Source organism: Agathobaculum sp. NTUH-O15-33 (assembly GCF_033193315.1).
Taxonomy (GTDB): domain Bacteria; phylum Bacillota; class Clostridia; order Oscillospirales; family Butyricicoccaceae; genus Agathobaculum; species Agathobaculum faecihominis_A.
In genome coordinates this window covers 541,163-566,402 of sequence record NZ_CP136187.1, presented here as the reverse complement: position 1 = coordinate 566,402, position 25,240 = coordinate 541,163, and the positions used below count along the sequence as shown (strand labels likewise).

The 25,240-nt window shown below is 51.9% G+C and carries 40 protein-coding genes and 4 tRNA genes; 3 read left to right on the top strand and 41 right to left on the bottom strand.

Features of this window, described 5'->3' with window-relative positions; all coding sequences use genetic code 11:
• Nucleotides 1-13: 13 nt before the first annotated feature.
• The 32 genes from RWV98_RS02945 to RWV98_RS02790 all read right to left on the bottom strand — a co-directional run bounded on the left by RWV98_RS02945 (nucleotide 14) and on the right by RWV98_RS02790 (nucleotide 17,604).
• On the bottom strand, nucleotides 14-1,219 hold the full coding sequence (locus RWV98_RS02945) for a phage major capsid protein (protein WP_317863664.1): 1,206 nt from the start codon (nucleotides 1,217-1,219) through the stop codon (nucleotides 14-16).
• Nucleotides 1,216-1,962 (bottom strand): head maturation protease, ClpP-related, encoded by a 747-nt coding sequence (locus RWV98_RS02940; protein WP_317863662.1) that lies wholly within the window; start codon nucleotides 1,960-1,962, stop codon nucleotides 1,216-1,218. Before RWV98_RS02940 ends, RWV98_RS02945 begins: the two co-directional genes overlap by 4 nt.
• 17 nt (nucleotides 1,963-1,979) lie before the next feature.
• Nucleotides 1,980-3,161 (bottom strand): phage portal protein, encoded by a 1,182-nt coding sequence (locus tag RWV98_RS02935; RefSeq protein ID WP_317863661.1) that lies wholly within the window; start codon nucleotides 3,159-3,161, stop codon nucleotides 1,980-1,982.
• 13 nt (nucleotides 3,162-3,174) lie between these two features.
• Entirely contained in the window at nucleotides 3,175-4,833 is a 1,659-nt protein-coding gene (locus RWV98_RS02930; RefSeq protein WP_317863659.1) for a terminase large subunit domain-containing protein, read from the bottom strand.
• The gene (locus RWV98_RS02925) at nucleotides 4,820-5,146 is read right to left on the bottom strand and encodes a P27 family phage terminase small subunit (protein WP_317863657.1); all 327 of its coding nucleotides are present in this window, start codon (nucleotides 5,144-5,146) and stop codon (nucleotides 4,820-4,822) included. Before RWV98_RS02925 ends, RWV98_RS02930 begins: the two co-directional genes overlap by 14 nt.
• A 107-nt stretch (nucleotides 5,147-5,253) precedes the next feature.
• Nucleotides 5,254-5,604: an HNH endonuclease gene (locus RWV98_RS02920; RefSeq protein WP_317863655.1), complete on the bottom strand. Its 351-nt coding sequence runs from the start codon at nucleotides 5,602-5,604 to the stop codon at nucleotides 5,254-5,256.
• Between the two features lie 68 nt (nucleotides 5,605-5,672).
• Nucleotides 5,673-6,281 carry an ADP-ribosyltransferase gene (locus RWV98_RS02915; RefSeq protein WP_317863653.1) on the bottom strand — a complete coding sequence of 203 codons (609 nt, stop codon included), beginning with the start codon at nucleotides 6,279-6,281 and terminating at the stop codon, nucleotides 5,673-5,675.
• A 254-nt stretch (nucleotides 6,282-6,535) separates the two neighbouring features.
• Nucleotides 6,536-6,609: transfer RNA gene (locus RWV98_RS02910), tRNA-Gly, on the bottom strand.
• A gap of 106 nt (nucleotides 6,610-6,715) precedes the next feature.
• Entirely contained in the window at nucleotides 6,716-7,138 is a 423-nt protein-coding gene (locus RWV98_RS02905) for a hypothetical protein (RefSeq protein WP_317863651.1), read from the bottom strand.
• An 11-nt stretch (nucleotides 7,139-7,149) separates the two neighbouring features.
• Nucleotides 7,150-7,374, bottom strand: a complete 225-nt coding sequence (locus RWV98_RS02900; RefSeq protein WP_317863649.1) for a hypothetical protein — start codon at nucleotides 7,372-7,374, stop codon at nucleotides 7,150-7,152.
• A complete protein-coding gene (locus tag RWV98_RS02895; RefSeq protein ID WP_317863647.1) occupies nucleotides 7,367-8,167 on the bottom strand; it encodes a hypothetical protein in 801 nt (266 codons plus the stop codon). The genes RWV98_RS02900 and RWV98_RS02895 overlap by 8 nt, the downstream gene beginning before the upstream one ends.
• Nucleotides 8,160-8,339 (bottom strand): hypothetical protein, encoded by a 180-nt coding sequence (locus tag RWV98_RS02890; protein WP_317863646.1) that lies wholly within the window; start codon nucleotides 8,337-8,339, stop codon nucleotides 8,160-8,162. The genes RWV98_RS02895 and RWV98_RS02890 overlap by 8 nt, the downstream gene beginning before the upstream one ends.
• Nucleotides 8,336-8,890 carry a YopX family protein gene (locus tag RWV98_RS02885; RefSeq protein WP_317863645.1) on the bottom strand — a complete coding sequence of 185 codons (555 nt, stop codon included), beginning with the start codon at nucleotides 8,888-8,890 and terminating at the stop codon, nucleotides 8,336-8,338. The genes RWV98_RS02890 and RWV98_RS02885 overlap by 4 nt, the downstream gene beginning before the upstream one ends.
• Nucleotides 8,883-9,053: a hypothetical protein gene (locus tag RWV98_RS02880; protein ID WP_317863644.1), complete on the bottom strand. Its 171-nt coding sequence runs from the start codon at nucleotides 9,051-9,053 to the stop codon at nucleotides 8,883-8,885. The genes RWV98_RS02885 and RWV98_RS02880 overlap by 8 nt, the downstream gene beginning before the upstream one ends.
• A gap of 73 nt (nucleotides 9,054-9,126) precedes the next feature.
• Nucleotides 9,127-9,327 (bottom strand): hypothetical protein, encoded by a 201-nt coding sequence (locus tag RWV98_RS02875; RefSeq protein ID WP_317863643.1) that lies wholly within the window; start codon nucleotides 9,325-9,327, stop codon nucleotides 9,127-9,129.
• 196 nt (nucleotides 9,328-9,523) lie between these two features.
• Complete coding sequence (locus RWV98_RS02870; protein WP_317863641.1) at nucleotides 9,524-10,174, bottom strand: hypothetical protein; 651 nt, start codon at nucleotides 10,172-10,174, stop codon at nucleotides 9,524-9,526.
• On the bottom strand, nucleotides 10,174-10,578 hold the full coding sequence (locus RWV98_RS02865) for a hypothetical protein (protein ID WP_317863639.1): 405 nt from the start codon (nucleotides 10,576-10,578) through the stop codon (nucleotides 10,174-10,176). Before RWV98_RS02865 ends, RWV98_RS02870 begins: the two co-directional genes overlap by 1 nt.
• Before the next feature lie 162 nt (nucleotides 10,579-10,740).
• A complete protein-coding gene (locus RWV98_RS02860; RefSeq protein WP_317863637.1) occupies nucleotides 10,741-11,091 on the bottom strand; it encodes a hypothetical protein in 351 nt (116 codons plus the stop codon).
• Nucleotides 11,092-11,093: 2 nt separating this feature from the next.
• Nucleotides 11,094-11,648 carry a methyltransferase domain-containing protein gene (locus RWV98_RS02855; RefSeq protein WP_317863635.1) on the bottom strand — a complete coding sequence of 185 codons (555 nt, stop codon included), beginning with the start codon at nucleotides 11,646-11,648 and terminating at the stop codon, nucleotides 11,094-11,096.
• A 204-nt stretch (nucleotides 11,649-11,852) separates the two neighbouring features.
• Nucleotides 11,853-12,296: a helix-turn-helix domain-containing protein gene (locus RWV98_RS02850; protein ID WP_317863634.1), complete on the bottom strand. Its 444-nt coding sequence runs from the start codon at nucleotides 12,294-12,296 to the stop codon at nucleotides 11,853-11,855.
• A 2-nt stretch (nucleotides 12,297-12,298) separates the two neighbouring features.
• Nucleotides 12,299-12,673: a RusA family crossover junction endodeoxyribonuclease gene (locus tag RWV98_RS02845; RefSeq protein ID WP_317863632.1), complete on the bottom strand. Its 375-nt coding sequence runs from the start codon at nucleotides 12,671-12,673 to the stop codon at nucleotides 12,299-12,301.
• Nucleotides 12,666-13,043, bottom strand: a complete 378-nt coding sequence (locus RWV98_RS02840; protein ID WP_317863630.1) for a hypothetical protein — start codon at nucleotides 13,041-13,043, stop codon at nucleotides 12,666-12,668. Before RWV98_RS02840 ends, RWV98_RS02845 begins: the two co-directional genes overlap by 8 nt.
• Nucleotides 13,036-13,887: a hypothetical protein gene (locus RWV98_RS02835; protein ID WP_317863629.1), complete on the bottom strand. Its 852-nt coding sequence runs from the start codon at nucleotides 13,885-13,887 to the stop codon at nucleotides 13,036-13,038. The genes RWV98_RS02840 and RWV98_RS02835 overlap by 8 nt, the downstream gene beginning before the upstream one ends.
• Before the next feature lie 313 nt (nucleotides 13,888-14,200).
• On the bottom strand, nucleotides 14,201-14,617 hold the full coding sequence (locus tag RWV98_RS02830) for a single-stranded DNA-binding protein (RefSeq protein WP_317863627.1): 417 nt from the start codon (nucleotides 14,615-14,617) through the stop codon (nucleotides 14,201-14,203).
• Nucleotides 14,618-14,619: 2 nt separating this feature from the next.
• On the bottom strand, nucleotides 14,620-14,964 hold the full coding sequence (locus tag RWV98_RS02825) for a helix-turn-helix domain-containing protein (RefSeq protein ID WP_317863625.1): 345 nt from the start codon (nucleotides 14,962-14,964) through the stop codon (nucleotides 14,620-14,622).
• Between the two features lie 3 nt (nucleotides 14,965-14,967).
• Entirely contained in the window at nucleotides 14,968-15,276 is a 309-nt protein-coding gene (locus tag RWV98_RS02820) for an HNH endonuclease (protein ID WP_317863623.1), read from the bottom strand.
• Nucleotides 15,273-15,812, bottom strand: a complete 540-nt coding sequence (locus RWV98_RS02815) for a hypothetical protein (RefSeq protein ID WP_317863621.1) — start codon at nucleotides 15,810-15,812, stop codon at nucleotides 15,273-15,275. Before RWV98_RS02815 ends, RWV98_RS02820 begins: the two co-directional genes overlap by 4 nt.
• Nucleotides 15,809-16,444, bottom strand: a complete 636-nt coding sequence (locus RWV98_RS02810) for an ERF family protein (RefSeq protein WP_317863620.1) — start codon at nucleotides 16,442-16,444, stop codon at nucleotides 15,809-15,811. Before RWV98_RS02810 ends, RWV98_RS02815 begins: the two co-directional genes overlap by 4 nt.
• On the bottom strand, nucleotides 16,431-16,643 hold the full coding sequence (locus RWV98_RS02805) for a hypothetical protein (protein WP_317863618.1): 213 nt from the start codon (nucleotides 16,641-16,643) through the stop codon (nucleotides 16,431-16,433). Before RWV98_RS02805 ends, RWV98_RS02810 begins: the two co-directional genes overlap by 14 nt.
• A 33-nt stretch (nucleotides 16,644-16,676) precedes the next feature.
• Nucleotides 16,677-16,991, bottom strand: coding sequence for a hypothetical protein (locus RWV98_RS02800; RefSeq protein WP_317863617.1), 315 nt, complete (start codon nucleotides 16,989-16,991; stop codon nucleotides 16,677-16,679).
• A complete protein-coding gene (locus RWV98_RS02795; protein ID WP_317863615.1) occupies nucleotides 16,988-17,194 on the bottom strand; it encodes a hypothetical protein in 207 nt (68 codons plus the stop codon). The genes RWV98_RS02800 and RWV98_RS02795 overlap by 4 nt, the downstream gene beginning before the upstream one ends.
• A 227-nt stretch (nucleotides 17,195-17,421) precedes the next feature.
• Nucleotides 17,422-17,604, bottom strand: coding sequence for a hypothetical protein (locus RWV98_RS02790; RefSeq protein WP_317863613.1), 183 nt, complete (start codon nucleotides 17,602-17,604; stop codon nucleotides 17,422-17,424).
• A gap of 146 nt (nucleotides 17,605-17,750) precedes the next feature.
• On the opposite strand from RWV98_RS02790, the gene RWV98_RS02785 reads away from it, so the two are divergent.
• The 3 genes from RWV98_RS02785 to RWV98_RS02775 all read left to right on the top strand — a co-directional run bounded on the left by RWV98_RS02785 (nucleotide 17,751) and on the right by RWV98_RS02775 (nucleotide 20,349).
• Complete coding sequence (locus RWV98_RS02785) at nucleotides 17,751-18,116, top strand: helix-turn-helix domain-containing protein (RefSeq protein ID WP_317863612.1); 366 nt, start codon at nucleotides 17,751-17,753, stop codon at nucleotides 18,114-18,116.
• Nucleotides 18,117-18,783: 667 nt separating this feature from the next.
• On the top strand, nucleotides 18,784-19,014 hold the full coding sequence (hfq, locus tag RWV98_RS02780; protein WP_317863611.1) for an RNA chaperone Hfq: 231 nt from the start codon (nucleotides 18,784-18,786) through the stop codon (nucleotides 19,012-19,014).
• 120 nt (nucleotides 19,015-19,134) lie between these two features.
• Nucleotides 19,135-20,349 carry a tyrosine-type recombinase/integrase gene (locus tag RWV98_RS02775; RefSeq protein WP_317863609.1) on the top strand — a complete coding sequence of 405 codons (1,215 nt, stop codon included), beginning with the start codon at nucleotides 19,135-19,137 and terminating at the stop codon, nucleotides 20,347-20,349.
• 53 nt (nucleotides 20,350-20,402) lie between these two features.
• Here RWV98_RS02775 and RWV98_RS02770 read toward each other — a convergent pair.
• From RWV98_RS02770 to RWV98_RS02730, 9 genes are all read right to left on the bottom strand, one after another.
• Nucleotides 20,403-20,478: transfer RNA gene (locus tag RWV98_RS02770), tRNA-Val, on the bottom strand.
• Nucleotides 20,479-20,481: 3 nt separating this feature from the next.
• A tRNA-Glu gene (locus RWV98_RS02765) sits at nucleotides 20,482-20,556 on the bottom strand.
• Between the two features lie 9 nt (nucleotides 20,557-20,565).
• A tRNA-Met gene (locus RWV98_RS02760) sits at nucleotides 20,566-20,642 on the bottom strand.
• Nucleotides 20,643-20,728: 86 nt separating this feature from the next.
• Nucleotides 20,729-21,502, bottom strand: coding sequence for a transglutaminase domain-containing protein (locus RWV98_RS02755; protein ID WP_317863607.1), 774 nt, complete (start codon nucleotides 21,500-21,502; stop codon nucleotides 20,729-20,731).
• Nucleotides 21,503-21,584: 82 nt separating this feature from the next.
• Nucleotides 21,585-22,298 carry a hypothetical protein gene (locus tag RWV98_RS02750; RefSeq protein WP_317863605.1) on the bottom strand — a complete coding sequence of 238 codons (714 nt, stop codon included), beginning with the start codon at nucleotides 22,296-22,298 and terminating at the stop codon, nucleotides 21,585-21,587.
• Nucleotides 22,299-22,391: 93 nt separating this feature from the next.
• Nucleotides 22,392-22,751 carry an RsmE family RNA methyltransferase gene (locus tag RWV98_RS02745; protein WP_317863604.1) on the bottom strand — a complete coding sequence of 120 codons (360 nt, stop codon included), beginning with the start codon at nucleotides 22,749-22,751 and terminating at the stop codon, nucleotides 22,392-22,394.
• The gene (locus RWV98_RS02740; protein WP_317863603.1) at nucleotides 22,637-23,116 is read right to left on the bottom strand and encodes an RsmE family RNA methyltransferase; all 480 of its coding nucleotides are present in this window, start codon (nucleotides 23,114-23,116) and stop codon (nucleotides 22,637-22,639) included. The genes RWV98_RS02745 and RWV98_RS02740 overlap by 115 nt, the downstream gene beginning before the upstream one ends.
• A gap of 60 nt (nucleotides 23,117-23,176) precedes the next feature.
• Entirely contained in the window at nucleotides 23,177-24,148 is a 972-nt protein-coding gene (gene prmA / locus RWV98_RS02735; RefSeq protein ID WP_317863601.1) for a 50S ribosomal protein L11 methyltransferase, read from the bottom strand.
• A 43-nt stretch (nucleotides 24,149-24,191) separates the two neighbouring features.
• On the bottom strand, nucleotides 24,192-25,217 hold the full coding sequence (locus tag RWV98_RS02730; RefSeq protein WP_317863600.1) for a hypothetical protein: 1,026 nt from the start codon (nucleotides 25,215-25,217) through the stop codon (nucleotides 24,192-24,194).
• Between the last annotated feature and the right edge of the window lie 23 nt (nucleotides 25,218-25,240).

The following is a 25,240-nucleotide window of genomic DNA, read 5'->3' as shown; positions in this document are numbered from 1 at the left end:
CCCGCCCCCTTAATTACGCCTGTTCCTTGGTTTTAACGGTGCCCTTTACTTCGTTCACAACGACTTCCTGCACGACCGGCTTCAATCCAGAGATATCGGCGTAAACAAATGCGTTGTTATCCAGCGGTTCGCCGTGTCCGTACAGTTTGACCAAATAAACACGCTCATCTTCGAGGAAGTGGTATTCGTCCGAATATTCGATCTTGCCAGACTTGCCAGTACCAACGCCCATAAAGTATCGATCCGCAAGGCCGATAATGGCTCGGTTCTCCGGCACCTGCACCGACTGAATAACCGTGGTCGGGAACGGGAACACGTCGCGGGTGTAAGTACCGTCCGCCGTGCGCACCGTGGTTGCGGGCATAATCTTTGTCAGGTAGTCGTTGGGGTTGACGATCATCACTACGCTTTCAACAGTACGGTAATGTCCGTTCGGCGTGATGGTCATTCCGGAAAGCAAAGTTCCGTAAGTAACCGGGTCGAGGCTATTCAGTGGAACGGTCGCCTTTTCGGGGTATACGCCGCCGGTAACAGTCACGCCATCTCCGACCTGCCGATTCATTCCGATCGGTTGATCCTTGCCGGTGCCGTTAACAATCGCTTCCTCAAGTCCGAGATAAAGCGCTTCCTGCAAAATCGTTCGCACATAGCGGTCAAGCCATGCCGGGCCGAGGTCGAGCATCGCCTTTGCCACCGGGATAAACGCCGAAAGCTTATTCAGTCCCATGTTCACCTTTTTAAAGCCGCCGGTCAGTTCCTTCACGATTTCGGCGGTCAGCGGCGACCACGTTGCAAGCTGCTTGGTGCCGGTGTTAACAAGCATTTCGATCATACCGGACGTGTTCTGGAATCCGATTGCATCCAGCAGCGGGTGCTTATCAGTCAGATCGTCAAATACCGCGTCAATGACCGTTTTCGGCATGACAACATCCATGTCCGTAAGGGCCTGTTTGGGATTACTAGATCGCATGGCCTCAATGGCTTTCTGGTAGTACTTGGTCTCCTCTCCCGTAAGCTGACGTACGCCGCGAGAGGCAAGCACGGTAGTATCCGTGCACTGCATCATCTCTTGCGCTTCGGCAAGAATCGATTCCTGTACGCCCTGCGCGAACTCGCCAAACGCTTGCGCAACCGCTTCCTCGTCACCCTCCTTTACGGTTTCCGCCAACTTCTGGCGGAACTTTTCCTGCTCCTGCTTCACTTTGTCAAGATTCTTCATTTTGCTTCCTTCCCGCGCATAAGCGCATTCAAAAATGTATTCGATTTAGTCTCCTGTTTAGGTTCTGCTTCTCGCGTCAGCTTTGCAAATACTTTTTCAACGATCGCGTCAGTATCAACATTTACGTTTGCCGCGATAATTGGCTTCGCTTGCATCTTTGCCAGCACCGCAGTTCTGGCGCTTGCCGCTGGAACACTCGGTTGCTCGTACTTTTCAATTCCAGTTGCGAACCCCATGTCTACCGCGTCCTGCGGCGCAATCCATGTCTCTTCCGCAAGCATCTGATCTAATTTTGCATCGTCAATATTGACTGCCGCGCGGTAGGCATTTGCCGCCGCCGCACTGATTGTGTCCAGATCGTCCGCTGCCTTGCGAAGCTCCGCAGCGTTACCGGTTGCGCCGCTCCACGCATTGTGAATCATTAGCAGCGACGCATCACCCATAATGCGTTCATCGCCCGCCATAAATACAACAGATGCCGCCGAACACGCAAAACCATCGCAGTGCGTGGTTACCTTTGCCTTATGTCTCTTTAGGGCGTTGTAAATAGCAAGCCCCTCTGACACTTCACCGCCATACGAATTGATGTACACATCGATTTGGTCTGCTTCGATGCCGTCAATTTGCTTAGACAGCATATAGGCCGATACATCGCTTTCCATCCACGGCCATGATGTGATGTCCCCGTAGACCGTGACGCATGCGCTGTTTCCCTCTTGCTCAAGGGCGTAGTACTTTTTCACTTTTTCACCTCCATGTTTTAACCCGTTTCCGGGTTTAGATTTTGATTTAATGCTTCTAGCAGGTCTTGCACGGTCGAATAATTCTTGGTCATAAAATGTTGGTTTGCCCACGGTTCGTCGATGGGCGGTTCGCCTACTACGTCGCGGATATCGTTAATGCTGAATGCACCGGACGCAATCAGTTTGTCAATAGCCGTCGACACGCTAAGCAAATCCACGTGTTTGACGCACTTAGTATCAATCCGCAAATAGTCGCCGTGCAGCATTTCTTTTCCGTATAGCTTCCGGTTTATTTCTTCCCCAATCATGTCGCATAAAGGATCTATGCAAAACGTTAAGAATTGGTCTAACGCATCCGACACGCCTTGCACGTCGCCCGATAGTAACGCAGGTGGAACGCCGAATGCCCGCGCCGTGAAATCTGATACATCGTCAATCATGGCGCGTATATCTCGCGTCCCTTCATTGGAATATGTTTTGCTACCCAGATCGGTGTAAGTCATTCCTCGGCCTAAAGTCATAACGGCGTTTTCTGCGCTTGCAAAGTCTTTGTATCCGTTATTCTTTAGGGTGTCAAGCGCGTCCTTTGTTGACTGATCTCCCGGAATTATGGCATCTAAACTAATAACGCCCTTCATCCCGCGCGACTTGTTGTATGACCGCACGCCATAGTCAATCAGGGCTTTGTATGTCTCATACAGCCCATTAACCAGCGGTCGCATATCGTGACTGTGAAGCGAAATAAACAAAACGTCGGATTGAACAAAAGTACGGTCAAATCGGAATGTTCCAACCGTTATCTGCTCGAAAACATCTTCCAGCAAGGCGTATTCCTTGCGAGAATAACTATCCGCTATCAACAGCTGTCCGTTTGCTTCTATTACCAGTACTTCGTTATTTGCAAACAGTTTGGATATCATCTTTTGCATAAACACGCTGCTATTCTGGTTTTTATTAGGCTCTACATTCCACCGGTAATACTCTTCTCCTTTCGTCTCTTTCCCGCCTTGAAAGGTTTTAAACTCGCATTTACTTACCGCGTTTGCTATCAAATTGACGCACTGCCAAAACGCCAGCTCCCGGACGTAGATTTCAGCGGACAAGCCAAGCATTTTATTTGCTGCTATATCCTCCGCCGTCACACGCGCTTGATCTCCGCCAAGCTTCTCCAACAGCCAGCGTTTAAAATTAAGTCCCAATCTATCACCCCCTTCACCCTGTAATCACGCCAAGGTTTGTCAGCTCGCCATAACCCATTCCGTCACCCAAGGCATCCTCGATAACCATTGATGCTACTAGCGCCATGAAGGGGTCTGTCTTTCTGCTTTTGGCTTCAATCTTTGCGTAATAAAAATTGCCCGTATCTGTTCCATCGACCCGGCCTCGCCGCACAAGTTTGGTGTTGTTGGTTGCCCACCGCAACGGCGGACAGTCGCCCCACGCAAAATAACGATTATTAAAACAACTTCCGATTACCGGCTGCACCTTGTAAATATCGCTTGGACGCACCAACCATAGATTCTTGTACTCCGGGGCAAACCCTACCTTACGCATGGCGCGCTTCATCAGGTCGAATCGGTTGTTGTCCATCGCAATTTTAACGATGTAATATTTCTGCATCTGTTCGCGGATGTAATCCGCTAACAAATCGGGTGATATTTCTACGTCGTCCACAATCGTTACAAGTCCCATGCCAACCCATTCGCGCCATGGTGCTTTAATCCTCTGCAAATCCGCAGAGCGGATGCAAAGCCACGAGTGATTGATATCGAGCCGTTCATTCCCCCGCCGGAAGTGCAGGTTGACAGACGCCCAGTCGTTGATCTTTGCATAGTCAATTCCGCATGTGCATGTCCACCCCTCCATGTCTGGCAATTCCAGATTCGTCGCAGCGATGTTTTCCCAGTCGGTGACAGCAATTTCTTTGTCCGAACGAGGTAAATTCATGCGTTTGGTGTAAAAGTCCAAAGATACCGATGTGTCGTACTCTTTGTCAATGTAGTTCTGCTCCATTTCAAGTTGCAGAGTTGGAAGGTACGGCAAGGACGGATTTGCTTTAACCCAAAGCGTTTTGTCGTCTACTTCTGCGTCGTCATCCATTTTGTAGATCAGCGGGCAAAGACGTGATTGCTTGATCTCTCCATTTAAAACATCATGGGCAATCTGTAAACGGTCGTCTAAAACGCCGTCCCGCACATATCCGTTTGTCGTAATGTAAAATGTCCGGCTATGTTTCCGCTTGCCGAATCCGGAACGAAATACCTTGATGGTGTCGCTGTTTTCGTATTCGTGGATTTCGTCAAAAATCAAACACGCCGAACGCTTACCATCCTTGGTCTTGGCGTTCGACGTGTTGAATTTGATATAACTTCCCGTGTTTGAATTTCTAATTATCTCCTTGGACTTATAGAAGAAGCGCTTAGATTTTTCCCACGTCCGCTCAAGCATTTCGTAGATATCATCGAATGACGTTTTCGCCTGATCTTCTGAATTGGCTATGATATCGACGTTATACCCGTCCACTCCATGGTATTTAGTGGATAGATACCACGCCACCCCGGAAATGAACCCGTTTTTACCGTTTCCGCGCCCCATCATTATAAGAAACTCCCCGAAAACAACAGTATCCGTAGATCGGTAATAACAATGGACCAGAGCCAGCACAAACAGTTCCCAATCGAACAGCTTCATATTAAAATACCGCTCGATCAGCTCCTTCGCTTTTTCGGTCTTCTCGGTGTCCACAAATACGTCCGAATCGTCTAGCTTGCTTTCAATGTAAACGACGGCCTGTTTAATTTCCTTCGATGCAGGAATAGTACCCGATCCGATGGCAGCAATATAGTCGTCTATGTATTTACATTTCGTCATTGTCGAAACCTTCTACCTGCACCGGCTTAATGCCCATGCTATCAAGCAACTTAAGCATTTGCGCGTTTACCTTTAGCCGGTCTCCCACCGAATCATTTGTTTTGATATTTGACCCGCTGGCGGTGGTGAATGTGACTTTTTCACCGCGCTTCTTAATATCGTCCGTTAATCCGTTCTTGGTGTCCCACATATCCATGTAATCATCCACCAAGTCAAGATAATACTTCTCTTTCGTTCCATTACGCTCAAGCTGCTTTGCCAACTCTTCGCGGATTGCATCTCGCAGCTTCTCTCTATTCGTTTTTCGCGCCACCCATACCACCTCTTTTCTCTCGCGCGCGTGAAAATCTCTTTTGTCTTGCACCATGCCGAGTGGATACGGCGCGCATTAATTTCCGTTTTTATTTGACCGGGGGTATCCTACCACCGTTCATCCGTTATCGGTTTCTTCTTCTTGTACTGCTTCAACCGCTCCGGGTGTTCCTCTTCGTGGCAATCGTCACACAGGGATATAAGCTGACGTTCCTTTGACCCATCGGGCTTTATGTCCCATATGGCAAGGGCAAGGTCCGGCCTATCCCGTAAGTGTTTGTTGTGGTGTACCATGGTCGCCTTGCTGTACTTGCCGCGCGCCTTACACTTCTGGCATTCGTTCTTATCCAACGCCAGAACTTCACGGCGCTTCTTCTTCCATGTATAGCAGGTATAAAAGGCTAGTTCGTTTCCGTCTGCTATCCATTGTCTGATTTGTTCTTGTGTTACTGCATTCACAGCCTCCTGCCCTCTCTTTATGCCATAATAAAACCACCCTACTACATGTAAGGTGGTTTCCTATTCTCTTAATTCTCAATAATGCACGAAATCCGCTTAGACAAAAGCGGCTTGGATAAAATCCGTAATTTTGTTTTGGGTGGAAACAGTAACTCGTTCTCCTGCATGTCGGCTATTAACTCGACGTAAGCACACGGGGTTCCTTTAGGCACAAATATCTCCATAAGGTAGCTATGCTTATTGCATGCATATCGTCTTTGAGCTACTGTATCGCGAGTTAATGTAGTGCTTAAAAATGCGAGGTCATATATCAAAGATGCATCACGTTTCATGAGACCCCACACTTTCGGGTCAACGTATCTGTATGTTACGATATCATCCGGGCACGGAAGCATATGCATTTCCGCAATCGCTGCTTGCATCATATCAGTAGTCACAGGCCCATCTTGAAAAAAAGAATCTATTTCAGCCCCCGAACGCAAATGTTGATTTACTACCTCTCCAATACCCTGCGTGTAATACCGATAAAAGCGTTCGCACGGGCTATCTGGCTCCGTATCTTGTTGTTGAATGTTTTTTAGCCAGTCCCCGTAATTGTTTTCTGCCCAAGCGCGCACCGATTCCTCGTTAAAAGTTCTAAACCGTTTCCTCAAATTCTTTAAATATCTTCTTTGCACTTTTAGCACGCCTCACGATTTTGTTTTCTTTATAGTACTACATAGCAAAAGATGTTTCAACAACAAAAGCAGCCCCGTCACCGAAGCTGCTTTGTCAGATAAGTTCCAGCCCGCACGACCGGATATGTAGACCAGCGCGGCTCCCGCACCTGCCGCCGATCATATACCGCCGATATGCCTTGTTTAGCGTGGCGGTATGCAGCCTTATCGCGGCCATGCGTCCGACTGGTTACGGATGGCACACAGTCCAGTGGTGGAGCCAGTAGCGGGAATCGAACCCGCGTAATCAGTTTGGAGGGCTGATGTTCTACCATTGAACTACACCGGCGTGTCCCGCCCCGCGATTGCAGGGCGGGGGGAGAGGAAAAATGGGAGGAGCTTGTCCCTTGAGTTCACCCCTTCGGGGCTTTGCTCAATATCATAATACCACCTATCTAAGTATCATTGGGTCTCACGATTTCTTCAATTTCGCGAAGCGCTTGACTGTGTTCCCTGAACATCTGCGCTCGCTCATAGTGGATATCTCTCATAATCCACTTCCACTCTTTGAAGTTTACATACCGAGCTGTGAGAATACGTTGATGCACAGGGTTGTTCAACTTTGATATAGCCCGCACAATTTCACCTTGTACACAGAATAGATTTGCCGTTAGCTCGTCTATAGCGTCATCGTATTCTGCATAGGCCAACATCTTTCGTTCACTGCTATTTCCCCGCGATTCCTGTACGCAAACTCCGCTTGCGCCGCAAGCCGTAATGCTTGTTGCGCGAGTAAATGCCGCCCCCTTTGCTTCCTGCAACTCCTTTATCGATCCGTCAATTTCCCACCCTCTGCTTAACCATTCTTTTGCGGTCATATTGCCTCCCGTTAATTCTCTCTGTTTTGTTCGCGCTTCCATCGGTTATATTCGTTGCGGTTATGTAGGTAATCAAGTACGTTTTTACCGGCTGCTGAAAGGTGTACCCATGCATATATAAGCTTATCAACAGCCTTGATACTTAGCCTAGCAATAGTTGCAGAAACAGCTAAAAATCCAAACGAGATGCTAACAAAAGTGAAAACATACGCCCATGCTGATAAAAATTTAATCATCCCCGCCCCCCACAATGTCCTTGATTCTGACGGACTGGCCGGGAATGAGCGAGGGGAAGAGGTCCTGATTGACGACAACCTCCGCATTGTCCCCGATAACGGCGTGCAGATTCCCTCCGTATTCTGTCCTCTTGACTTGAGTCGCTCCTAAAATCCGTACAAGAGCTTTTGCATCCGCCACTTCCTTCTCCGCGAATCGTGGCTTGCGGATTATGCGGTCAGGACAGTTAATAAGGGCAGCCGCACGCGTATAAAAGATATGCGCATCGCCATCCACGCTAACGAGGTCTCCTGTCCCCGTTATGAAAAAATAGCCTTCCATCCCGCGAAACATAAAGTGTTCCCCCGGTTCTATCGGGTTATCTTTTCCTCCCAGTACCTCGCAGATGCGTGGCTTCGCGTTCTGTTCCATGGGCCCCTCCTTTTGTGGCGTTTTCATAGCCGCCTCGTATGCGGTTTCTTCTGTTCCGTGCCAAATAACGGGGGAACGACTTCCGCACTTGCATTCGAACCAGAAGTTTCCTTGATGTGGGTAAGGTCGCATCTTTTCCCCGCAATATCTGCACAGCACGTCCTTTTTAGGCTCCTCCACCACCTCATATCCCATCAGTCCGGCGGCTTCGACGGGGTGGTCAGCAGCCCACACCGAGCAATAATCATCGTGATGTATTGAGTGTATCGGGCAAGTATCACAGCGTTTGCCGCGGCAAAACATTTCCACGCCAGTTTTGATATTAATCACTTTCCCCGTCTTGGGGTCGCGGAATTTCACGGGCTTGTCCTGATCATTCATGGCGGGTCTCCTCTCCGCAGTCCTTTAAGATGACCTGATACATTCGACCATCCAGCGAAAAGGCAAAATCATCCGAATGCTCCAGTTCAATATGCCCTTCGTGGTGCCACTCGCCATAGATGGTATCGATGACCTTTTGGGCCAGCGCATAGATAATATCACAGTTTTTCATGCATTCTCCTCCTTCGGCGGCTCCGGTAGGGGCATCCAGTGGGTAGGTTCAAAAAATCTATCATCGTCCGGTCCAATGTTGAACAGGTATCTACTCCCCTCGCGATACTCAAAAATATGTATATTTCCGTATGTGTCACACGTCAGAACACGTTCAGGTTGCTTCGGCAACCGCTCTTTGACGCTGATCCACTCATCCATCGTCCTCGCCTCCGGGTTGTCGTGGATGTTGCCGATGACCTCACCATCGTACTCTTTGTGCAACCATGTGATAAGGCTCATCCCGTGGGCCTTATACATTCCTGTCTCGAATGTGACGGGCGATGTTTTCTTTCCCATCCAGTCTGCTTTAATGATATCCCCCTCGAAAATCTTCACGCCGTTCTTGTCGGTCAGTCCGGTGTACTGGCCGACTGTCGAGGGGAAAACTATAATCTCATCGGTGTTCCCGCATGGTGATATGTGACCTATAGTGTGCTGACTCCATAGATAACCCTCGACCCACTCTCCATTGTCCATCCGTTTCCCCCGAAACAGAATTTCTCTATCCATCGTCCTGCTCCTCCGCTTCCCAATCGATGTTTATATAATAATTTTCTGCATCGATTACCGATTCAATGATTTCTTCGTCTGTCGCATCATCATCAAATTCAATGATTCCGCTTCGGGTTGGCCCTATAAATCCAATGCCTAATTTCCAACGTATCTTTTTCATGTTTTACTCCTCCACCTTGCCGGGATGTTCCCACGCCTTTTTAAGTTGGCCTAAACACGCCGGACAAATAGATTTATTGACACTCGCCGTTGTCTATCCGTTTCCCTCGAAACAAATTCCCTCTATCGAAAGCGTCCTTGAAACAGCACTCCCTGCAATAGCACCCGCCCGCCGTGTGGATGGGGTCGATGGTGGGGATTTTTTGCATCTGGTCGATTACAAATTGTGATACATATATCTCGTTGGTCTTTGCGTCCGCGTCAATCAGCCTCATGGTCGGCCTCCTCAAAGTTCTCACCGTAGATATTGATTTGAGTGGCAGGGTCTGGCCGCACTACCCTCTTAGCACACCACAGACCGATGCCATAGAAGAACCCCAGCGCAAACGGGACGACTGTTACCATCCCAAGCGCGGTGACTGCGCAACAAAAAAGTTCCATTTTAATTCCTCCCCCGGCTCTGGCCGGACGTTAAAGTGTAGTTGTATCTTGGGCGGCGGAAGGTGTGTAATCCCGGCACGGCCCATCCTCCAACCCGGCGCAGTCGTGGCCGCACGTGTGGCAGCTTGGCTTGTCCTTCCCCTCCTCACGCTGCGCCGCCTTGCGTTGTGCATAAAACTCTTTCCGCTTAGCATCGTATCGTTCCTTTGCACCGGCAACCTCCGCTTCAAGTTGCTTGACCTTATCAGAAATTTCAGGTTTTATCTGTACCCGTTCTTTATATCGGAACATTTCATTGGTGAAATTCACTGCCTCGGCAAATGAGCTGGCAAACCGTTCTGCCGCCTCTTGTGCTTGCAGCGCTTTTTGAGCGCGGTTTAAGGTGTACAATTCTTCGCGGCAATACCAACGAATTTCCCGGCGCGTGTCAGCGGCTTTCTTTGCACGTTCTTTCTTTTTAGTCTTTTCACGGACAAGCCTATCCTCGCTCTCTTCCCATGCTCGTTGCTGTTCCAAATTCCCAATAACATAGTCGTCCAAGTCGGTATTATCATCAAAACTGCAACAAGGCGGCTCAATAGGGGCTCCTCCGTAACAGACCCATCCACCGTGGCATATTTCGTTTTCCAAAAGTGGGCAACCTTCACAGCTTTCTTGTTGTCGAAACTCTTTCCAGAGCATCACTGCCCCTCCTCTCGCTGCGCCGCCTCTGCCTCGGCGCGGTCATCGGCATAATCTCCGCTCTCGCAATACCAGCACTGCTTACAACGGTCACACGGTTCATCGTCATTTTCTGACCACTGATACCCTAGGCACCAGAGGCTTCCCCCATAGTCCTCAAAGCAATCCGGCTTGGGGTCGCCCTCTTTTGCGGGTGGCTGGTCAATATGCGCCTTGACCAGCGCGGACAGCTCCTCAACGGGGCCAAGGGCGCGGTAGGCTTGGAGGGCGGCAAGCTGGCCGGTTAATGATTCGATGGTGTCAGCCGCGTCCAAAAAGTCTTGCCAGTCTATTTCTACATATCCGTTTGCGTTTTCTTCTCTATCTGGATATTCTCGCAACCGTTTAATCAGGTTTTCATACATTTTCGTCTCCCTCCTCCGGCGCGGGCGGGGCGGCCCAGCCCTTTGTCTCATCATATCGGCTCAAATCATGCTTACACGCGATAGCCAAGTATTCTATACCGCCCGCCGCTTTGCATATCGGGAAAGGATGCGGGCACTGTTGGTGTGTATACGGGCACATCATCACTCCCCGCCTCCTTCTGGCTTGCGGCGGTAGGCAAGCCACGTTTTACCGTAGTGGGCGTGAGAATATAAATCATATAGCTTTTTCGCCCGATACCAGCAGTTATCTTCTGGCGGGAGCTCTGGAAAAACAACCCATACCAAATCCGTGTTCGACATCCCCCGCAGCTCCTCCAACGTCAGCGGCGGGTTGTCCTCGTTTTGGGCGTGGAGGGCATCCACCTGTTCGATTGCTTCAACCGCATCTCGCAGCGCTGTGCGGTACCCTTGTGGTTCATATCCGTCTCCCAACCGTTTAATAGCGTCTATCGTTTCCGCCCTGTCTATCAGATCAGTTTTCGTGTCAGGCATGTCTATTTTCCACCTTCTTGCATGTCCAATTTCATGAAGCATCCCCAAAACGTCCGGGATTGTTTCCCGCTGTGGTGTCCGAACAATGGCTTTTGTCCGATAGCGTCCCATACCTTCCGTGCCGGAATGTCGTATTCCGACCACTTGAAAATGAGGGTGCCGTCAGGCTTCAAAACGCGCATACATTCCGCAAAACCGTCATGAAGCATCTGGGGCCAACTCTCGTCCAGCTTGCCGTATTTCTTCACCAGCCACGCCGTTTCCTTGGCCCCCGTCAAGTGGGGCGGGTCGAACACCACCAATGGGAAAGAGTTGTCCGGGAAGGGCAGCGCCGTAAAGTCGCACAGCACGTCTGGATCCACCGTGCAATCCCGTTCAGACTTCCCGTCACCACTTTTCCAGTAGCGTTTGTATGTAATCCTACGCTTATCGCAATACAGCGCCGCAGGGTGGTTTTTGTCAAACCACATCGTGCGAGATCCACACGTAACATCTAGGATTTTTTTGTTTCCCATATTCGCGTCGCCCATCATGGCGGCTGTGATTTTATCGTCCATCAGTTTTCCTCCAAATCCGTTGTCCGCACTTTGGGCAGACCCTACGCCCTTGCAGCGCTACCGTACAAAACGGGCAAATTGCGATCTCGCCCCCCCAGATGGTTTGTTGATAGACCGGCGGTAGGGGCTCTTCGTCAGCGCGGATGCCCGATATTTTAATTTGTGTTCGCATCGTCAACCCTCCACAGACAGTGCCGCTCCCTATCACGCAATTTCACGCTTCATCACATCCTCCACGTGATAGGTTGTTGCTGTTAATGCTTGAACAAGTTCGCGCAAATCCGCTACCCGCACCGTAAGTTTTTCCGCACCGATGCCAACAACAACGGTCTCCTCCGAATACTGCGCGGCCATTTTGATTACTGTTCCGCTGTCCGCCGTGTATTGCAGCTTTTCCGACGTGACCCGCATTTGCAATCTTGGCACTACCGGTTTCTCCGGGACTTCCGCGACCGGCTTCGCTTGCCTTTCTACCGGCTTCGACCACGCGCCGCTTTCCATCCGGCACCCCTGTCTGCCAATATACCGGTAAATTGTTGCGTCGCTCACTTCAAGCGACGCTGCAATCTCTTTGTTGCTCATTCCTTGCTCGCGCATTTTCCGCATCTCTGAAATGCTCACATCGTCGATTAATTTTTTTCTGCTCATTCCTAACACTCCCATATTTCGACCTCCGTTCGCGGGTACTTTTTATCGCACTTGACCCGTGACCCGTCCGTCGAAAACACTATTTTGCAGTTATCATCTTCGAGCACACCCGCCGCTACCAGCACGTCCATAAGCGCGTTGTGCAGATTGTTTAGGTCTATCCGGCTCTTCGACTTGTAGTAATCAATCTTGGTGTAATACGTCGCCCTGACGTTCACCCGGCCCGAAATATGTAGTCGTGCCGCCGGCGGGATGATGCGCAACACGTCCTTTTCGTAGACCCGATACGCCTTGCTTGCAATAATTCCACCTTCTCGCGTCCTGACATTGCTATTTTTCTTTGTGACCGGATTCAGTGGTATCGTAAATTTAACCATGCCGTTTCCTTTCCGCCTTAAGTTTAGATTCTACCGCCATTACCGTGCGCCCAAGCGCCTTTGCGATTACGGGGTACGTCTTTCCCTCCGCTCGCATTTTTAACGCCTTTTCTGTTTCTTCGGGCTTCCACCCGTTGCGGTATATTTCGCGGTACTGCTTGTGCTCGCGCCCATCGCTGACATACAGCGGACATTTCAGCACAAAATAGCTTTCCAGCTTGCGTTCGTATTGCTTTTGACTGTTTTTCATTGACGCATCAACGTCTTTCCGTATCGCCGTCCACCCCAGTACCGGTCTTTGCCGTTTGTACTCGCTCCACGGGCATTGGCCGCAGGCATTGGCGCAGCGCCAGCATAAAGTGTCAGTCATGCTCCACCTCTTCCTTTTTTGCCCTATGCGCCTTTACCCGCTTAATCCACTCCGCTTCCCACTCTGCGGCCTGCCCTGTAGTGTTCGGCGGCGCGCCGGGCTTCTTCCCCGCCGAGTTTTCGGTTTCGCGCCGCTCCCAATTTCTCACGGTCGCTTGCCAGTCCTTCATGTCGTTCTTGCCGACCTTCCAGCCATTGGCCTCGTAGTAGTCAAAAAAACGTTGCGCATCCACCGTGTTTTTCCGCTCTAGACAGTAATTCGCAATTTCTTCCACAGTGGGTTTTTTGAATTTTGGGCGCGTTGTGCGCTTCTCTTTCTGAACCGTAGGTGAAGAAAGAGTATTAGGTATGGTTAGGTTAGGTACGGTAGATGCGTTACCGGGCGTGTCTGTAACGTTACACGCCGCGTTACAATCATGGTTTTCTGGCGTTACATTCGGTTCGTCTTGCTGCCTTTTTTTGTCCCTGTAACGCTGCACCCTTTCCTTTGTTTTGCGCCGCTGGTTGTCTACCTGCTCCATGTAAAGCGCGGCGTATTCTTCCCAATCGTGCAGCGTGCGCTTGTCCATATCACGATCCACCCAACCGCACGATATAAGTACTTGCATCAGCGTTTCCGGCTTTTTACGCCACCCAGCGGCATCTGCCAGCGCCCGCGACGAACAGCCCGATATGTTGCCGTCCGCCGCGTTCTGCGCCGCCCAAGACCAAATGCCAAGCAGCATTCCCGCCGCTGTGATATTGGCGCTTACCGTGCCGCCTGACAGGTGTAGCGCATCGGCCAGCGCGTATGTTTTAGGGTGTGTCGTCAGGTTGCTATAAACCTGTATCCACGGAATCGCCATCTTGCCCTCCTTTGAGATTATACAGCCATCGGCGACCCGCATCGCTGATTTGATAGGCATGTACTACACGCTGGGTATCCTTGCACCACACACGGTCGGGCAATTCGTTGACCATACCGTCGTTAACCAATTTTGTAATACGCGGGTGCGTATAGCTTCGATCGTTTTTTCCGAGAGCTTGAGAACATTCCAACGCGCTTCGCGGCACTCCGTCTGAAAGCACTTGGATGATTTGCCGTATACGCGTTTGGTGATCTATTTTGCAGTAGCTCTCTCGGCTGGTATCTCTAATTCGCTTCATGCGGTTCACCCCTTAAAACGGTACATCTTCTCCGTCGTCCTCAAGCTCTTCAAATTCGTTTGCTGCAATGTTTGGTGCTGTCTGCTTCGGCGATTTCCCTTCGTGCTGCTTCTTGGTCTCGCCGAAGGAAACTTCATCGCAGTTCACCTCAATAGCGGTGCGGTTGTTGCCGTTCTGATCCTGCCATTGGCGAGACTGTATGCGGCCGACCACGATCGCCATAGTACCCTTCGCAAACCACTGCGTCACGAACTCCGCTTGACGGCCCCATGCCACACAGTCGATGAAATCCGCCTGCCGCTCGCCGTTCGGCCCCTTGCGGTCTCGGTCTATCGCAAGCCGGAACGACGTTACCGCCGTGTTGCTCTGCGTGTGCCGAAGCTCCGGGTCACGGGTCAAGCGGCCCATTAAAATTGCCTTATTGAGCATTGTCATTCCTCCAACATTTCGGATAAGGATATTCCTAGGCCGTTTGCGATTTTTGCATATGTGTTCATTCTACATTCGCGTGTTTTGGTTATAGCGCCGAGAACCGTATAATAGGAAACGCCTGATAGTTTCGCTAATTTGGAAACGTTGATATTTTGATTCTCCATTTCAACGCGTATCCTTGGATATGCAACCTGCGTTTTTATAACATTGCCCCGTTCACTCGCTATAGAATTTAATAACTGGTGAATGTATTGCTTTGATACTCCGTATTTTTCTGCGATATATGGCAAGGTTCTTCCATCTATTCGCATAGTGCAAATATCGATTTTCTGCTCTCGTGTCATGATTTACATCTCCCATTTTCGATAAATTAGTTCGTTTTCGTCCCAGTCAGGATAAAAACCTCGCAGATAGTCCCGCAGCTCTTGGCGCATCTCCTCGCGCCGCGCCGTCTGGTCATACTCTCGGTGACACTCCGGGCAAAGCGTAACCACGTTCTTCTCGATGCCTAAGCCGCCTTGTGCGCGGCCTATGTAGTGGGCGTTGGGCAATCCATTTGGCGACCCGCAAAGCACACAACAGCCCTTGTCCCGCTCGTAAGCATGCCGCTTGACCGCCGCGCTTATTTCAAGCGCCTTTGTCCGTTTACTCTTCATGATGCGCGCTCCTGTGGTTTCCAATCTCCGAGCCAGCGGCTTTGCTGCTCTGGTGTCGCTGTTTCAATTCCTTGTTCTTGGCAGTCCTGCACGATCAGATTTATCAGTCGTGCCATCTGATCCGAATCGTAGGTGCTACTGCCGTAATAACAAAGCAACCAGCCGCCACCCGCATTCTCCGTTACCCAGCCAAGGCCGCGCTGCCGCCATAGGCTGCATACCAAATCCCTTAGTTTTTCATCCGGGCAGTATTCCGCGCGAAAATTGTCCCCGACATCCGGTATGTATTCCCGGTAGATTTCCTCCCGTGCAATGCCTGTAACGGCGGCCAGTTTACCCATTAGTTCCCATGCATACGCATTTGCACGTCCGCTGCGCCTCTCGCGGTGTAGCTTGATTTCAGCGGAGTAGATTTTGTCGGGCTTTAAATGCCCAGTCTCGTTGCGTGCCATCGGCGCGTTTTTCACTCGCAGACATAGCCAGTTTTTGCCGTCCTCATCGCGCTGCATTTTGGCTTTGTCAAATAGATGCGTCACGCGCTATCACCGTCCGCCATGGCCGCCTTGTGCTGTGCGTCGTCCATCTGCTGATTTAACTGCGCCATCAGCACGCCCCATTGGCTTTTTGTCATACCGGGTAGGTCTTTCAGGGCTACGCCCGTAATGCGCTTAAATTCGTTTGCGCTTTTTGCCCCCAGCGCTCTCACCACTTTTTTTAGTGTTTCGATCTCGACCTCGCCCACCAGAGGCTCGACCGCCGTCTTTGCGTCCAGTTCAGCGGAGGATATCTTGTCCGGGTCTTCGCCGGTCGGTACCGCGAACGTCCGCAAAAACATGTACTTGTAGGCATAGGTCATAGCCTTACCCGCGCCCTTGTCTTGAGTGTCTGCGCCGTCGCCAGCAGATGCCACAATAACGTAGTCCTCCGGGTCGTCTACGTTTTGGAGCCGGTATTTCACATCAACTGACGTGATCGTGCCTACTCGCGTCCGCTCCTGCTCAACCGGGAATACCACAAGACCGTGCTGCAGCAATGCCTTACGCATCGCGCTAGTTACCTTTTCCTCTGATATCGCTTTGTAATTCGTCGATTTAAATTCAACGCGGTTGTCCTTCGCAAGGTACTGTACATCCTGCATGACAGCCGCCATTTTTTCAAAAAGATTCATCCTGTTCCTCCGTTTCGTCCTGCACCGCCAGCGACAGATCAAACAAAAACGCATCGATCTCCTGCGGAAACAGCTTTTTGTAGTCCGCAAGAAACATCTCGATCGCGGTTTGTCCTTCTACCATGTCGTAATAGCGGTTTATTTTGTCCTGATCTACTCGCACGGCGGGTTCTGTCGCCGGTTCCAAATACATATTCACTTGACAATTCGCCTCCATGCGCTTATTATTAGGTTATAAATACTCTTCCTCGCCGCTTACAGTGTTGCTACCACTGTGGGCGGCAATTTTTGTCTCGTCGAGCACCACCTCGCTCTCTCCCATCGGTATGTAATACTCTGGTGTGCCGTCTGGGCGCACCCTGATCTGATAGCCGGGCCGACACGTGGCAAAGAACTCGTCCGGTGTCAGATGCGCTTTGCTTATTCTCCGTGCCCCTGCCTGCCGGTACTTGTCGCCGTCCTTTGCGGCCAGCATTGCTTTTGCCACTAGGTCGCGCTGCATCTTTGTAATGATCGTGCGGCGCTCGTGGCAGGTCGTGTGCTTCACGCGCTGTGCCTCCTCTCCGTTTGCTCGTGGTGTCGCTTGTCCTCCTTAGCGCGATAGTACCGTACCCATGCCGCCGCGCCTATGATACCGCAAGCGGTTAGGCCAAGGGCGGTTTGCCAGATAGGCGCGCCCATGTCGGATTGACCGGCCAGCATGACTATGGCGACGGTGAGGGTTGCGGCGGTGGCGTGGTAGGGGTTCATGATGCGCGCCCTTCCGCTATTACCTGTGCCACATGCTGAATTAAAAAACGGTGAGGCTTTGAATGCGGAATCGGGTCGAGCGCGGGGTTTATGTGGCTACGCGCTTGGTGGTACGACCAGTCAACGACCGCTTGAATATCTGCATAGGTACAAAAATCACTCCCTTTCGCGCGCTCCCTCAACCGGGTTTCCAGCGTTCGTGGGTCTAATGATGTTTTTCGCATGGTCTACGCTCCTTTCTTGCTTTTGGCAATTCTTTTGGATGCAAGTGTTGCCATGTCCAAGGCTCCTTTAATATAAAGACGTTCTTCTTCGGACAACCTGTCAAATTGCTTTGCCATCTTTGCCATTTCTGTTATATCGTTTGCCTTGTCCGACTCGCATGTGTTGGGCTGTCTAACTTGAGTCACCGGTCTCACCTCCTTGAGTTGTTAAACCCATTATAGGCTCATTGCATGAGTTTGTCAACCCCATCACTCGAAAATATATTCCGCTTTTGGGTTGACAGACTCATATAAAGTATGTATAATAACAAATATCAGGAGGTGATATAAGAATGTCTGAATATGAACGAATTAAAGAGATAAGATTGCATGTTAATTTATCTCAGGCCCAGTTTGGAAAAAAAATCGGCGTTAGCCGAGATGTCATAAACAATCTTGAGCGCGGACGTGCAGAACTGAAAGATTATATGTGTAAATTGATTTGCTCTGAATATCAAATAGACGAGAATTGGCTTCGCACCGGAGAGGGCGAGATGACAGCGCCGCTATCCAAGGACGAAGAGTTTCACCAGCTTCTAACTGAGATTGAGTTTTCTGGAGACGAATCCGTACGTGAAATGCTGCAAGCATATTGGAATCTTGAGGAAAATGAAAAGGCCGCCATCAAAAGATTGATTAGCGACCTTAACAAAAAGTAGGACATTATTTAGTTTTTAGCACACGCTCTAAACATCGTATATGCATACACACCGATTCCAGAAATCGAGAATCATCATTCGCTTGTACCGCACTAATTATGGCTTGCCGATATCCCTCGTTATATGCTCTATGTACAGGCCCGATCGCCCGTCTTTCATTCTTTTTGTTTATGCCTGTCATAAATATTCTCCTTCCCCTCGCCGCCAGCGGTGAGCCTACACAATCCTTTATTTTATCGAACGAACGTTCGATTCGTTTGGTGTATTTATAATACCACCATCTTATGCGATTTTCAATGCCTATTTTTATCGGACGCTAGGTTCAAAAAACAGTTTATCACGTTTTTTGCACTTATTCCGCATATAAAGCATAACAACCATCCCCTTTGCGGTATATTGTTTAACTATTACCAAAGTACGTTTTTTCGTACCACAGGTCGTCCACCATTAACACGTTATGTTAGTCATTAACAAGATACCCACTTTCTATATATATACTACCACTACGTCAGAATGCTATCAATGGAATAAGTTTTCCTACGCAAGCAATACTTCCCAAATTAAAATGGCATATGAACACAAACGCTGATTATTCGTCAGATCGTGGCACAAAATCCGCCTTTGTGCCACCAGTTTCAAGCCGGATGTGGCTTTAGGAGATTTAAAAATGGATAGTAAGACACCTGTTAACCTACAGGACAAATTATTAAACGCCGTGCGGAAAGATCACACACCAGTAACCATCTTTCTAACAAACGGGTTCCAGATTAAATGTACCGTAACCGGATTCGACAGCAACGTTATCATGGTTCTAGCTGGCGGAGCACAGGAGATGATATATAAGCATGCAATATCGACTATAGTTCCGCAAACTCCCGTCGATATTTCCGTTCAATAAAAAAATCCCGCCCACCGGCTGCAACCGGTAAGCGGGACAAGGGTAGATGTAAAGATTAGCCGTCCAAACATCTACCCCCATTTTACCATACTTTTTTATGGGAAGAAAGGGGTTATTTTTATGCCTAAAGACAAAAAGAAAAAGCTTTACACCGCTACATACACATTTGAGGGCAAGCGGTACTATGTTCGTTCCTCCGTCAGCCAGCGCGATGCAGACAAAAAGGCCGCAAAGGCACAGCAGGAACGTGAAGACGGATCGTTACTGATTGGCGACGATATTCGGGTCGCAGACTATGCCATACGCTGGGCAAAAACGTATAAGTCGACCACGGTTTCTGACAGCGTTTACCACGCATATACCGCGCGCATCGACAACCACATCATCCCCATCATCGGCCCTTTAAAAATGAAAAACGTTCGCCCCACAAATTTGCAAGAGATAATGAACAATCAGGCCGGGAAATCAAAAACCCATTGTGATAAGCTGCTTGTGACGATTCGGGCCATATTCCATCAGGCCGTTAAGGACGGTGTTATTCGGCGCGACCCGTCCGAGGATATTAGCGCCCCCAAAGCAACGGACGGCACGCACCGCACCATTACGACGGAGGAGCGCGCTGCTGCGCTTTCCGTTGCTGAGACGAATAGGTTTGGCCTAGCCATAAAACTAATGCTCTGCTGCGGTCTACGGCCTCAAGAAGCAGCCGCTTTGCGATGGTGTGATATCGATCAAGTGAATCGGCGGTTGATGATTCGCCATGCTGTTAAAAAAAGTGGAACAATCGGAGAACCAAAGTCCTCGGCAGGAAAGCGCAACATTCCCATTCCTCCAATGTTATGGGATTCCTTCAAGTTCCCCGACAATCTGGATGCCTTTGTGTTAACCAATACGCGCGGTGAGTATTTTAGCTACACATCTATGCGGCGCGCGTGGTCGATTTTCAAACGGGAAATGGATCTGGCGTTAGGTGCTGAAACCGAAAAGAATGCAGACGGAAAAACCAAGACGCGATACGGGGTTCCGGTTATTGTAAAAAGCGTAATTGCGTCCGATCTGGATATGTACTGCTTTCGCCATACCTATTGTACCGACTTGGAATCCGCCGGTGTGCCGCTCAACGTGGCAAAATACTTGATGGGGCATTCGTCCATTGTCCTTACATCAAAAATTTACACCCATATGCGCGAGGACACGCTATCAAGCGCGGCGGAGAAGATTGCCGCCATAGGTGCAACAGTAGGTGCAACACCGAAACTAGAAAAAGGCATTAAAAGCGTGCAAAAGGCAGGCGAAGAGTGCGAAGCAGGAATGCGGAAAGTAGTAACGAAATAATAAAAAAAGTTCCGATAACCAAGCAAATAACCTGATTATCGGAACTTTTTCTTTGGTGGGAGTTAACGGGCTCGAACCGCTGACCCTCTGCTTGTAAGGCAGATGCTCTCCCAGCTGAGCTAAACTCCCAAATGGTGACCCGTGCGGGAATCGAACCCGCGTTACCGCCGTGAAAGGGCGGTGTCTTGACCGCTTGACCAACGGGCCAAAGAAAAGTGGTAGCGGTAATTGGACTTGAACCAATGACCTTCCGGGTATGAACCGGACGCTCTAGCCAACTAAGCTATACCGCCATTTTCTCTCCTGTCGACCGTTCGTCGGCGACGTATCTTATTATAAGCCACACATGCGGGATTGTCAAGAAAATTTTTAAAATATTTTATCCGAGGTTGTCGAGTAATCGTTCATAAAACGAGCGATCCCAAACATGCGTTTTGGCAAGCTCGTCACCGGTGCGCATAAAATACTCCGAAAAGACATATTCCCCCCGGTCGGGCACGGGGTCGTCGAAGGTACAGTCGATATAATAGGTGGTTCCGTTCAGCCGCACAGCATTCCAGCCGTGATCCATCTCCTCCGAGGTGACATAGACCGCGCGAATGCCTACCGCTTCACACAGCATGGCGTATGCGCGCCCGTAGCCCGCGCACACGGCCTTATGATCCAAAAGCGCGCCATCGGCCGCAAACGGCGCGGAAGAGCCGACACGGCGCTCGCTCTCCGCCGTATCGGTATCGTAGCGGCACTGGCGAATCAGCGCATCGTGCAGCGCTCGCAGCTTGGCGGTTTCGTCCATATCCTCGGTGACGACGCTTTGGGCCAGCGTTTTGGCATATTGCCGGGCCTCATCCTGCCGCACCGGTCGCGAGACCTCGACCACGAGCGCGGTTGTGCCGCCCGGCCGCGTGGTCGCGCGCAGGGCAAACGAATACGGATAGATCGCTTCCAGCGCGGTATACACGTCGTCCAGATCGATCTCTTCGGTGCGGAACACGGTTTCACCGGTATCACCGGCGCGCAGCGCCGTTTCCAGCATCGCGGCGGCCTCATAGGGGTTTTGCACCCGCGCCGCCGCAAAGCGCGGGTATAGTAAGTACAGCGCCACACAGGCGACCGCGCCCAGAACAATCAGCGCCTTGCCGAACCGCTTCATGCCGCCCCCTCCCCGCTTGTATCGTGATTTGCCGTAAACAAAGCGGACGACCTCCGCCGCCCGCTCCGATCGATTCTTGCGATCACATCAGCTTTACCGTGTAGTAGACCGCGGTGATAAACAGGTACCCCGCAGCAACGCCCATGCAGATCAAGCTGATGCTCGGCACCACGGCGGCCAGCACGGCCAGCACGGTCATCAGCACCGGCGTCAGCACCAGCATGCCGTAGGCATTGCGGCTGAAGCTCAGATCGACCTTACGGCCGCCCAGCGTAAAGCGGCCCTTTTTGCCGTGCACGGCGGCGAGGATGATTAGGCCGATCACGGCGATTGCCGCCATCACGCCCGCCGCGATAAACGCAAGGTTCGGATGCGAATCAGATACCTGCGCCCGGCGCACGACCCAGATCAGGCCGACCGCCGCACCGCTGTAAAGCGCGATACAGAAAAATTCCGGCGCATAGGAATGAAACACCAGATAGTAGACCGCCAATACCGGCAAAATGACGTACAGCGCCTTGATCGGCTGCACGCCGTAATACCCGATCACGCTCATCGCGAGCACCATCACCACGCTGACGATCAGCACGTTGCGCCCGCATATGATGCGGCGCGCCGCGCTGCGCTTGCCCGTGCGCTCCCGCACAAGCAGGTAGAGGCCCCAAAGGACGCCGATCGCGCCGAGCACCAGCAGTCCCTTCTGCACCGCCATGCCCACGGCCCATGTGTTCGCGTAATCCAGCAGCCGCTGCAAGATCATGAGCAGCAGCACGCCCATCAGGCACACGGTAAACACAGTGAGCACCTTGTTTGTTGTATATTCTTCCCATGGCTGATTGGCTTTTTGCTCGTATTGCTTTTGGCCAACGCTCTCAACTCCCTTTTCTTCTTACATATTGCCGCCGGCATACAGCACCGCGGCCAGCGCCGCGATCGGCGCGGTCTCACACCGCAGGATGCGCGTGCCGAGCGATACGCTCACAAGCCCCGCCCGTTCCGCGGCATCCTTTTCGCTGGGGGCAAAGCCGCCCTCCGGGCCGATCACCAGCGATACGCTCCGCCCTACGCCGTTCGACAGAACGTCGCGCAGGCCGGTGTGTTTTTCGTTTTCATAAAAGAACAGCCTTGTCTCGGCTAAAGCGGCCCTTTCGATCGCTTTTTCGACCGAATGCACTTCATGCACCTGCGGAATGCAGCCTCTTCCGCATTGCTTCGCCGCTTCCAGCGCGATTTTGCGCCACCGGGCCACCTTTTTTCGGTCTTATCCGGCCGCGACACACAGTGCGCCGACAGAAACGGAACGATCTCCCGAACGCCGAGCTCGACCGATTTCTGTACGATCAGCTCCATCTTATCGCCCTTGGGCAGCGCCATATACAGCGTAATATGCTGTTCCGGCTCGCCGGACGACGGCCGTTCGGATAAAACAAGGCACTGAACCCCGCTCTCCTTCGCCAGCGCGATCTCGCACTCGTAATCGGTGCCGGCGCCGTCGCACAACGTGATGGCCTCGCCCTCGCGCAGCCGCAGCACGCGGCAGGCATGGTGCGCATCCTCCCCAGTCAGGGTGATCACGCCGTTCTTCGGTTTGTCCGTCACAAAAAATCTCGGCATGTGTTTCGCACAAATCCTTTCCTATTCTAACAAATCTTCGGCCATTTTGCAAGCACTCGTTCAAACAGCGTTTTTCCGGGCGGTAAACGCGCTCCAATCGTCGCTTTGCGCGGCGTGGACGATCGCAAAGCCGGTCTCCGTCAATTTTTGGCAAACCTCGTCCGCGCGCTCGTTTAAAATGCCCGAGCAAATGAGCGTGCCGCCGGACGAAAGCTTATCCCAAAAGAGCCGCGCCATGCCGATGATGACATCGGCCACGATGTTGGCCACGATCACCTGATAGCCCGTGCCGAGCTTTTCCGCCATCGCGGCGTCGCGCGCCGCGTCGCCGCAAAAGCCCTGCCCGATGGAAACATGGTTTTTCTCCGCGTTTTCCTGTGCGGTCTTCAAACAGTTCGCGTCGATATCGGCCACGGCCCGCACTTCGCCGCCCAGCATGGCCGCCGCGATTGCCAGTATGCCCGAACCCGTGCCCATATCGAGTACGGCGTCGCCCGGGCGCACGGTGTCTTCCAGCGCCGCGATGCAAAGCTGCGTGGTATCATGCGTGCCCGTGCCGAACGAAGAAGCGGGATCGATCTCCAGAATGCGGCGGCCCGCCGCATCCTCCACCGTTTCCCACGAGGGTTTGATCAAAAAACTTTTGCCGACCGGAAAGGGCTTGAAATACTGCTTCCAGCCCCATTCCCAATCCTGCTGACGGGTGACGGCGGTATCGAAACACAGCCGCCCCCAAGCGCTGCCCTCGTCCCGCGCTTTCAGGTTTTCCAGCGCCGCGCGGATGGCCGCGAGCTGCTTCGCCCCGGCTTCATCCTGCGGCAGATAAATCTTGAGGCAAGTCTCCTGCGTGGATTTTTCGCGCATGAGATCCTCGTCGACATAGTCCCAGTATATCTCTGTATCCGCGAGAAAATCCTGAAAATCCGCCGCATCTTCCAGCACATAGCCTTCCACCCCGTTTTGCAGGAGCATATCCGCTACCGGTTCGATGCCCGCGGTCGTCGTATAGATCGTTACCTCTTTCCAGTCCAACAGTTTCCCTCCCTGCGCCGTCTTGGCGCGCAATAGCCAAAATTTATAGACGGATGAGCCCGTACTTATGTTCCAAATAATGAAGAACTTCTTCCGGCTGCTCCCATGTGCCGTCGTACAGGGCAAGCCCCGGGTAGACGCGCAGCCCCTGCTCCAGCAGCTCGGCCGATTCCGCGCACAGGCAAACCGGGCGCGATATCATATAGCGGTGCTCCTCCAGCGCGACGACGTCCTCCTCGCTTTCGAGCACCAGCTTTAAAGCGCCCGCGTCGTCCTCTGCTTCAATCAGGGCTTCGCCCAAGCGGTGTCCGCATTCGATCTCGTCCGAGATATCAATCGTCGGATCGATAAAATGCGCGTTCGTGCCGTCCGGCGCGATAATAAAATCATCATGGTCGCGCGGCACGGCGGGCGGCTCGCCGATCAGCGCAAGCAGCGCTTCTCCGCTTTCGCCCGGCACGGGAAGGAGCAGCTCCACGCTCGGCAGCCGCAGCCCATCCCGCAGCCACTGGGCGCGCACGCACGCCCCCAGAGACAGCCGCGCATAAGGCGCGGTCTCCGTCAGCGCTTCGGAAAGCGCTTCGGGCCGATCCGCCCGCAGAATGACCGTTGTAACGCCAATGCGCTGCAATACACCCACCGCGGCGCGCACCTCCGTGCCGTCCGCAAGGCGGCCCTCGTCGCCCGTCGCCTCCAGTTCCGCAATCACGGTGCGGCCGGTCAGATCAGTCAGCGCCAGCACGGCCGCGCGCAGCGTGGCAAAGGTCTCCGCGCCGCAAACGTAGTAAAACGCCGCGTCATCATGCAGCAGCGGACGAAACGCCCGCTTGCAATCCTCGATATAGCGCAGGGTCACCGGCCGCTCGATCGCGTCCGGGTCGGGCGCGGGCGGGCAAACCAGCGGCAGCCCCACGGGCAGCGGGCTCAACTGTTCCGCCCAGCGGGTACAGTTCGCCCCGTCAGGCGCGAGCGCCGCCGCAAAACCGGCGGGCCGCGCCGCGTAAAGCGGCAGCTCATCCTCCCCGGTCAATATGGTTTGCAGACTGTGGCACAAAGGAATGGTATCCATGTTTTCCTTTCTCCGCGCGCGGC

What these genes read in the sequence shown, in the direction of transcription:
- RWV98_RS02945 (WP_317863664.1), bottom strand. Translation starts at nt 1,219, where the DNA reads ATGAAGAATCTTGACAAAGTGAAGCAGGAGCAGGAAAAGTTCCGCCAG.
- RWV98_RS02930 (WP_317863659.1), bottom strand. Translation starts at nt 4,833, where the DNA reads ATGACGAAATGTAAATACATAGACGACTATATTGCTGCCATCGGATCG.
- RWV98_RS02905 (WP_317863651.1), bottom strand. Translation starts at nt 7,138, where the DNA reads ATGACCGCAAAAGAATGGTTAAGCAGAGGGTGGGAAATTGACGGATCG.
- RWV98_RS02900 (WP_317863649.1), bottom strand. Translation starts at nt 7,374, where the DNA reads ATGATTAAATTTTTATCAGCATGGGCGTATGTTTTCACTTTTGTTAGC.
- RWV98_RS02895 (WP_317863647.1), bottom strand. Translation starts at nt 8,167, where the DNA reads ATGAATGATCAGGACAAGCCCGTGAAATTCCGCGACCCCAAGACGGGG.
- RWV98_RS02890 (WP_317863646.1), bottom strand. Translation starts at nt 8,339, where the DNA reads ATGAAAAACTGTGATATTATCTATGCGCTGGCCCAAAAGGTCATCGAT.
- RWV98_RS02885 (WP_317863645.1), bottom strand. Translation starts at nt 8,890, where the DNA reads ATGGATAGAGAAATTCTGTTTCGGGGGAAACGGATGGACAATGGAGAG.
- RWV98_RS02880 (WP_317863644.1), bottom strand. Translation starts at nt 9,053, where the DNA reads ATGAAAAAGATACGTTGGAAATTAGGCATTGGATTTATAGGGCCAACC.
- RWV98_RS02875 (WP_317863643.1), bottom strand. Translation starts at nt 9,327, where the DNA reads ATGAGGCTGATTGACGCGGACGCAAAGACCAACGAGATATATGTATCA.
- RWV98_RS02870 (WP_317863641.1), bottom strand. Translation starts at nt 10,174, where the DNA reads ATGCTCTGGAAAGAGTTTCGACAACAAGAAAGCTGTGAAGGTTGCCCA.
- RWV98_RS02865 (WP_317863639.1), bottom strand. Translation starts at nt 10,578, where the DNA reads ATGTATGAAAACCTGATTAAACGGTTGCGAGAATATCCAGATAGAGAA.
- RWV98_RS02860 (WP_317863637.1), bottom strand. Translation starts at nt 11,091, where the DNA reads ATGCCTGACACGAAAACTGATCTGATAGACAGGGCGGAAACGATAGAC.
- RWV98_RS02855 (WP_317863635.1), bottom strand. Translation starts at nt 11,648, where the DNA reads ATGGACGATAAAATCACAGCCGCCATGATGGGCGACGCGAATATGGGA.
- RWV98_RS02850 (WP_317863634.1), bottom strand. Translation starts at nt 12,296, where the DNA reads ATGAGCAGAAAAAAATTAATCGACGATGTGAGCATTTCAGAGATGCGG.
- RWV98_RS02845 (WP_317863632.1), bottom strand. Translation starts at nt 12,673, where the DNA reads ATGGTTAAATTTACGATACCACTGAATCCGGTCACAAAGAAAAATAGC.
- RWV98_RS02840 (WP_317863630.1), bottom strand. Translation starts at nt 13,043, where the DNA reads ATGACTGACACTTTATGCTGGCGCTGCGCCAATGCCTGCGGCCAATGC.
- RWV98_RS02835 (WP_317863629.1), bottom strand. Translation starts at nt 13,887, where the DNA reads ATGGCGATTCCGTGGATACAGGTTTATAGCAACCTGACGACACACCCT.
- RWV98_RS02830 (WP_317863627.1), bottom strand. Translation starts at nt 14,617, where the DNA reads ATGCTCAATAAGGCAATTTTAATGGGCCGCTTGACCCGTGACCCGGAG.
- RWV98_RS02825 (WP_317863625.1), bottom strand. Translation starts at nt 14,964, where the DNA reads ATGACACGAGAGCAGAAAATCGATATTTGCACTATGCGAATAGATGGA.
- RWV98_RS02820 (WP_317863623.1), bottom strand. Translation starts at nt 15,276, where the DNA reads ATGAAGAGTAAACGGACAAAGGCGCTTGAAATAAGCGCGGCGGTCAAG.
- RWV98_RS02810 (WP_317863620.1), bottom strand. Translation starts at nt 16,444, where the DNA reads ATGAATCTTTTTGAAAAAATGGCGGCTGTCATGCAGGATGTACAGTAC.
- RWV98_RS02795 (WP_317863615.1), bottom strand. Translation starts at nt 17,194, where the DNA reads ATGAACCCCTACCACGCCACCGCCGCAACCCTCACCGTCGCCATAGTC.
- RWV98_RS02785 (WP_317863612.1), top strand. Translation starts at nt 17,751, where the DNA reads ATGTCTGAATATGAACGAATTAAAGAGATAAGATTGCATGTTAATTTA.
- hfq (WP_317863611.1), top strand. Translation starts at nt 18,784, where the DNA reads ATGGATAGTAAGACACCTGTTAACCTACAGGACAAATTATTAAACGCC.
- RWV98_RS02775 (WP_317863609.1), top strand. Translation starts at nt 19,135, where the DNA reads ATGCCTAAAGACAAAAAGAAAAAGCTTTACACCGCTACATACACATTT.
- RWV98_RS02755 (WP_317863607.1), bottom strand. Translation starts at nt 21,502, where the DNA reads ATGAAGCGGTTCGGCAAGGCGCTGATTGTTCTGGGCGCGGTCGCCTGT.
- RWV98_RS02740 (WP_317863603.1), bottom strand. Translation starts at nt 23,116, where the DNA reads ATGCCGAGATTTTTTGTGACGGACAAACCGAAGAACGGCGTGATCACC.
- RWV98_RS02730 (WP_317863600.1), bottom strand. Translation starts at nt 25,217, where the DNA reads ATGGATACCATTCCTTTGTGCCACAGTCTGCAAACCATATTGACCGGG.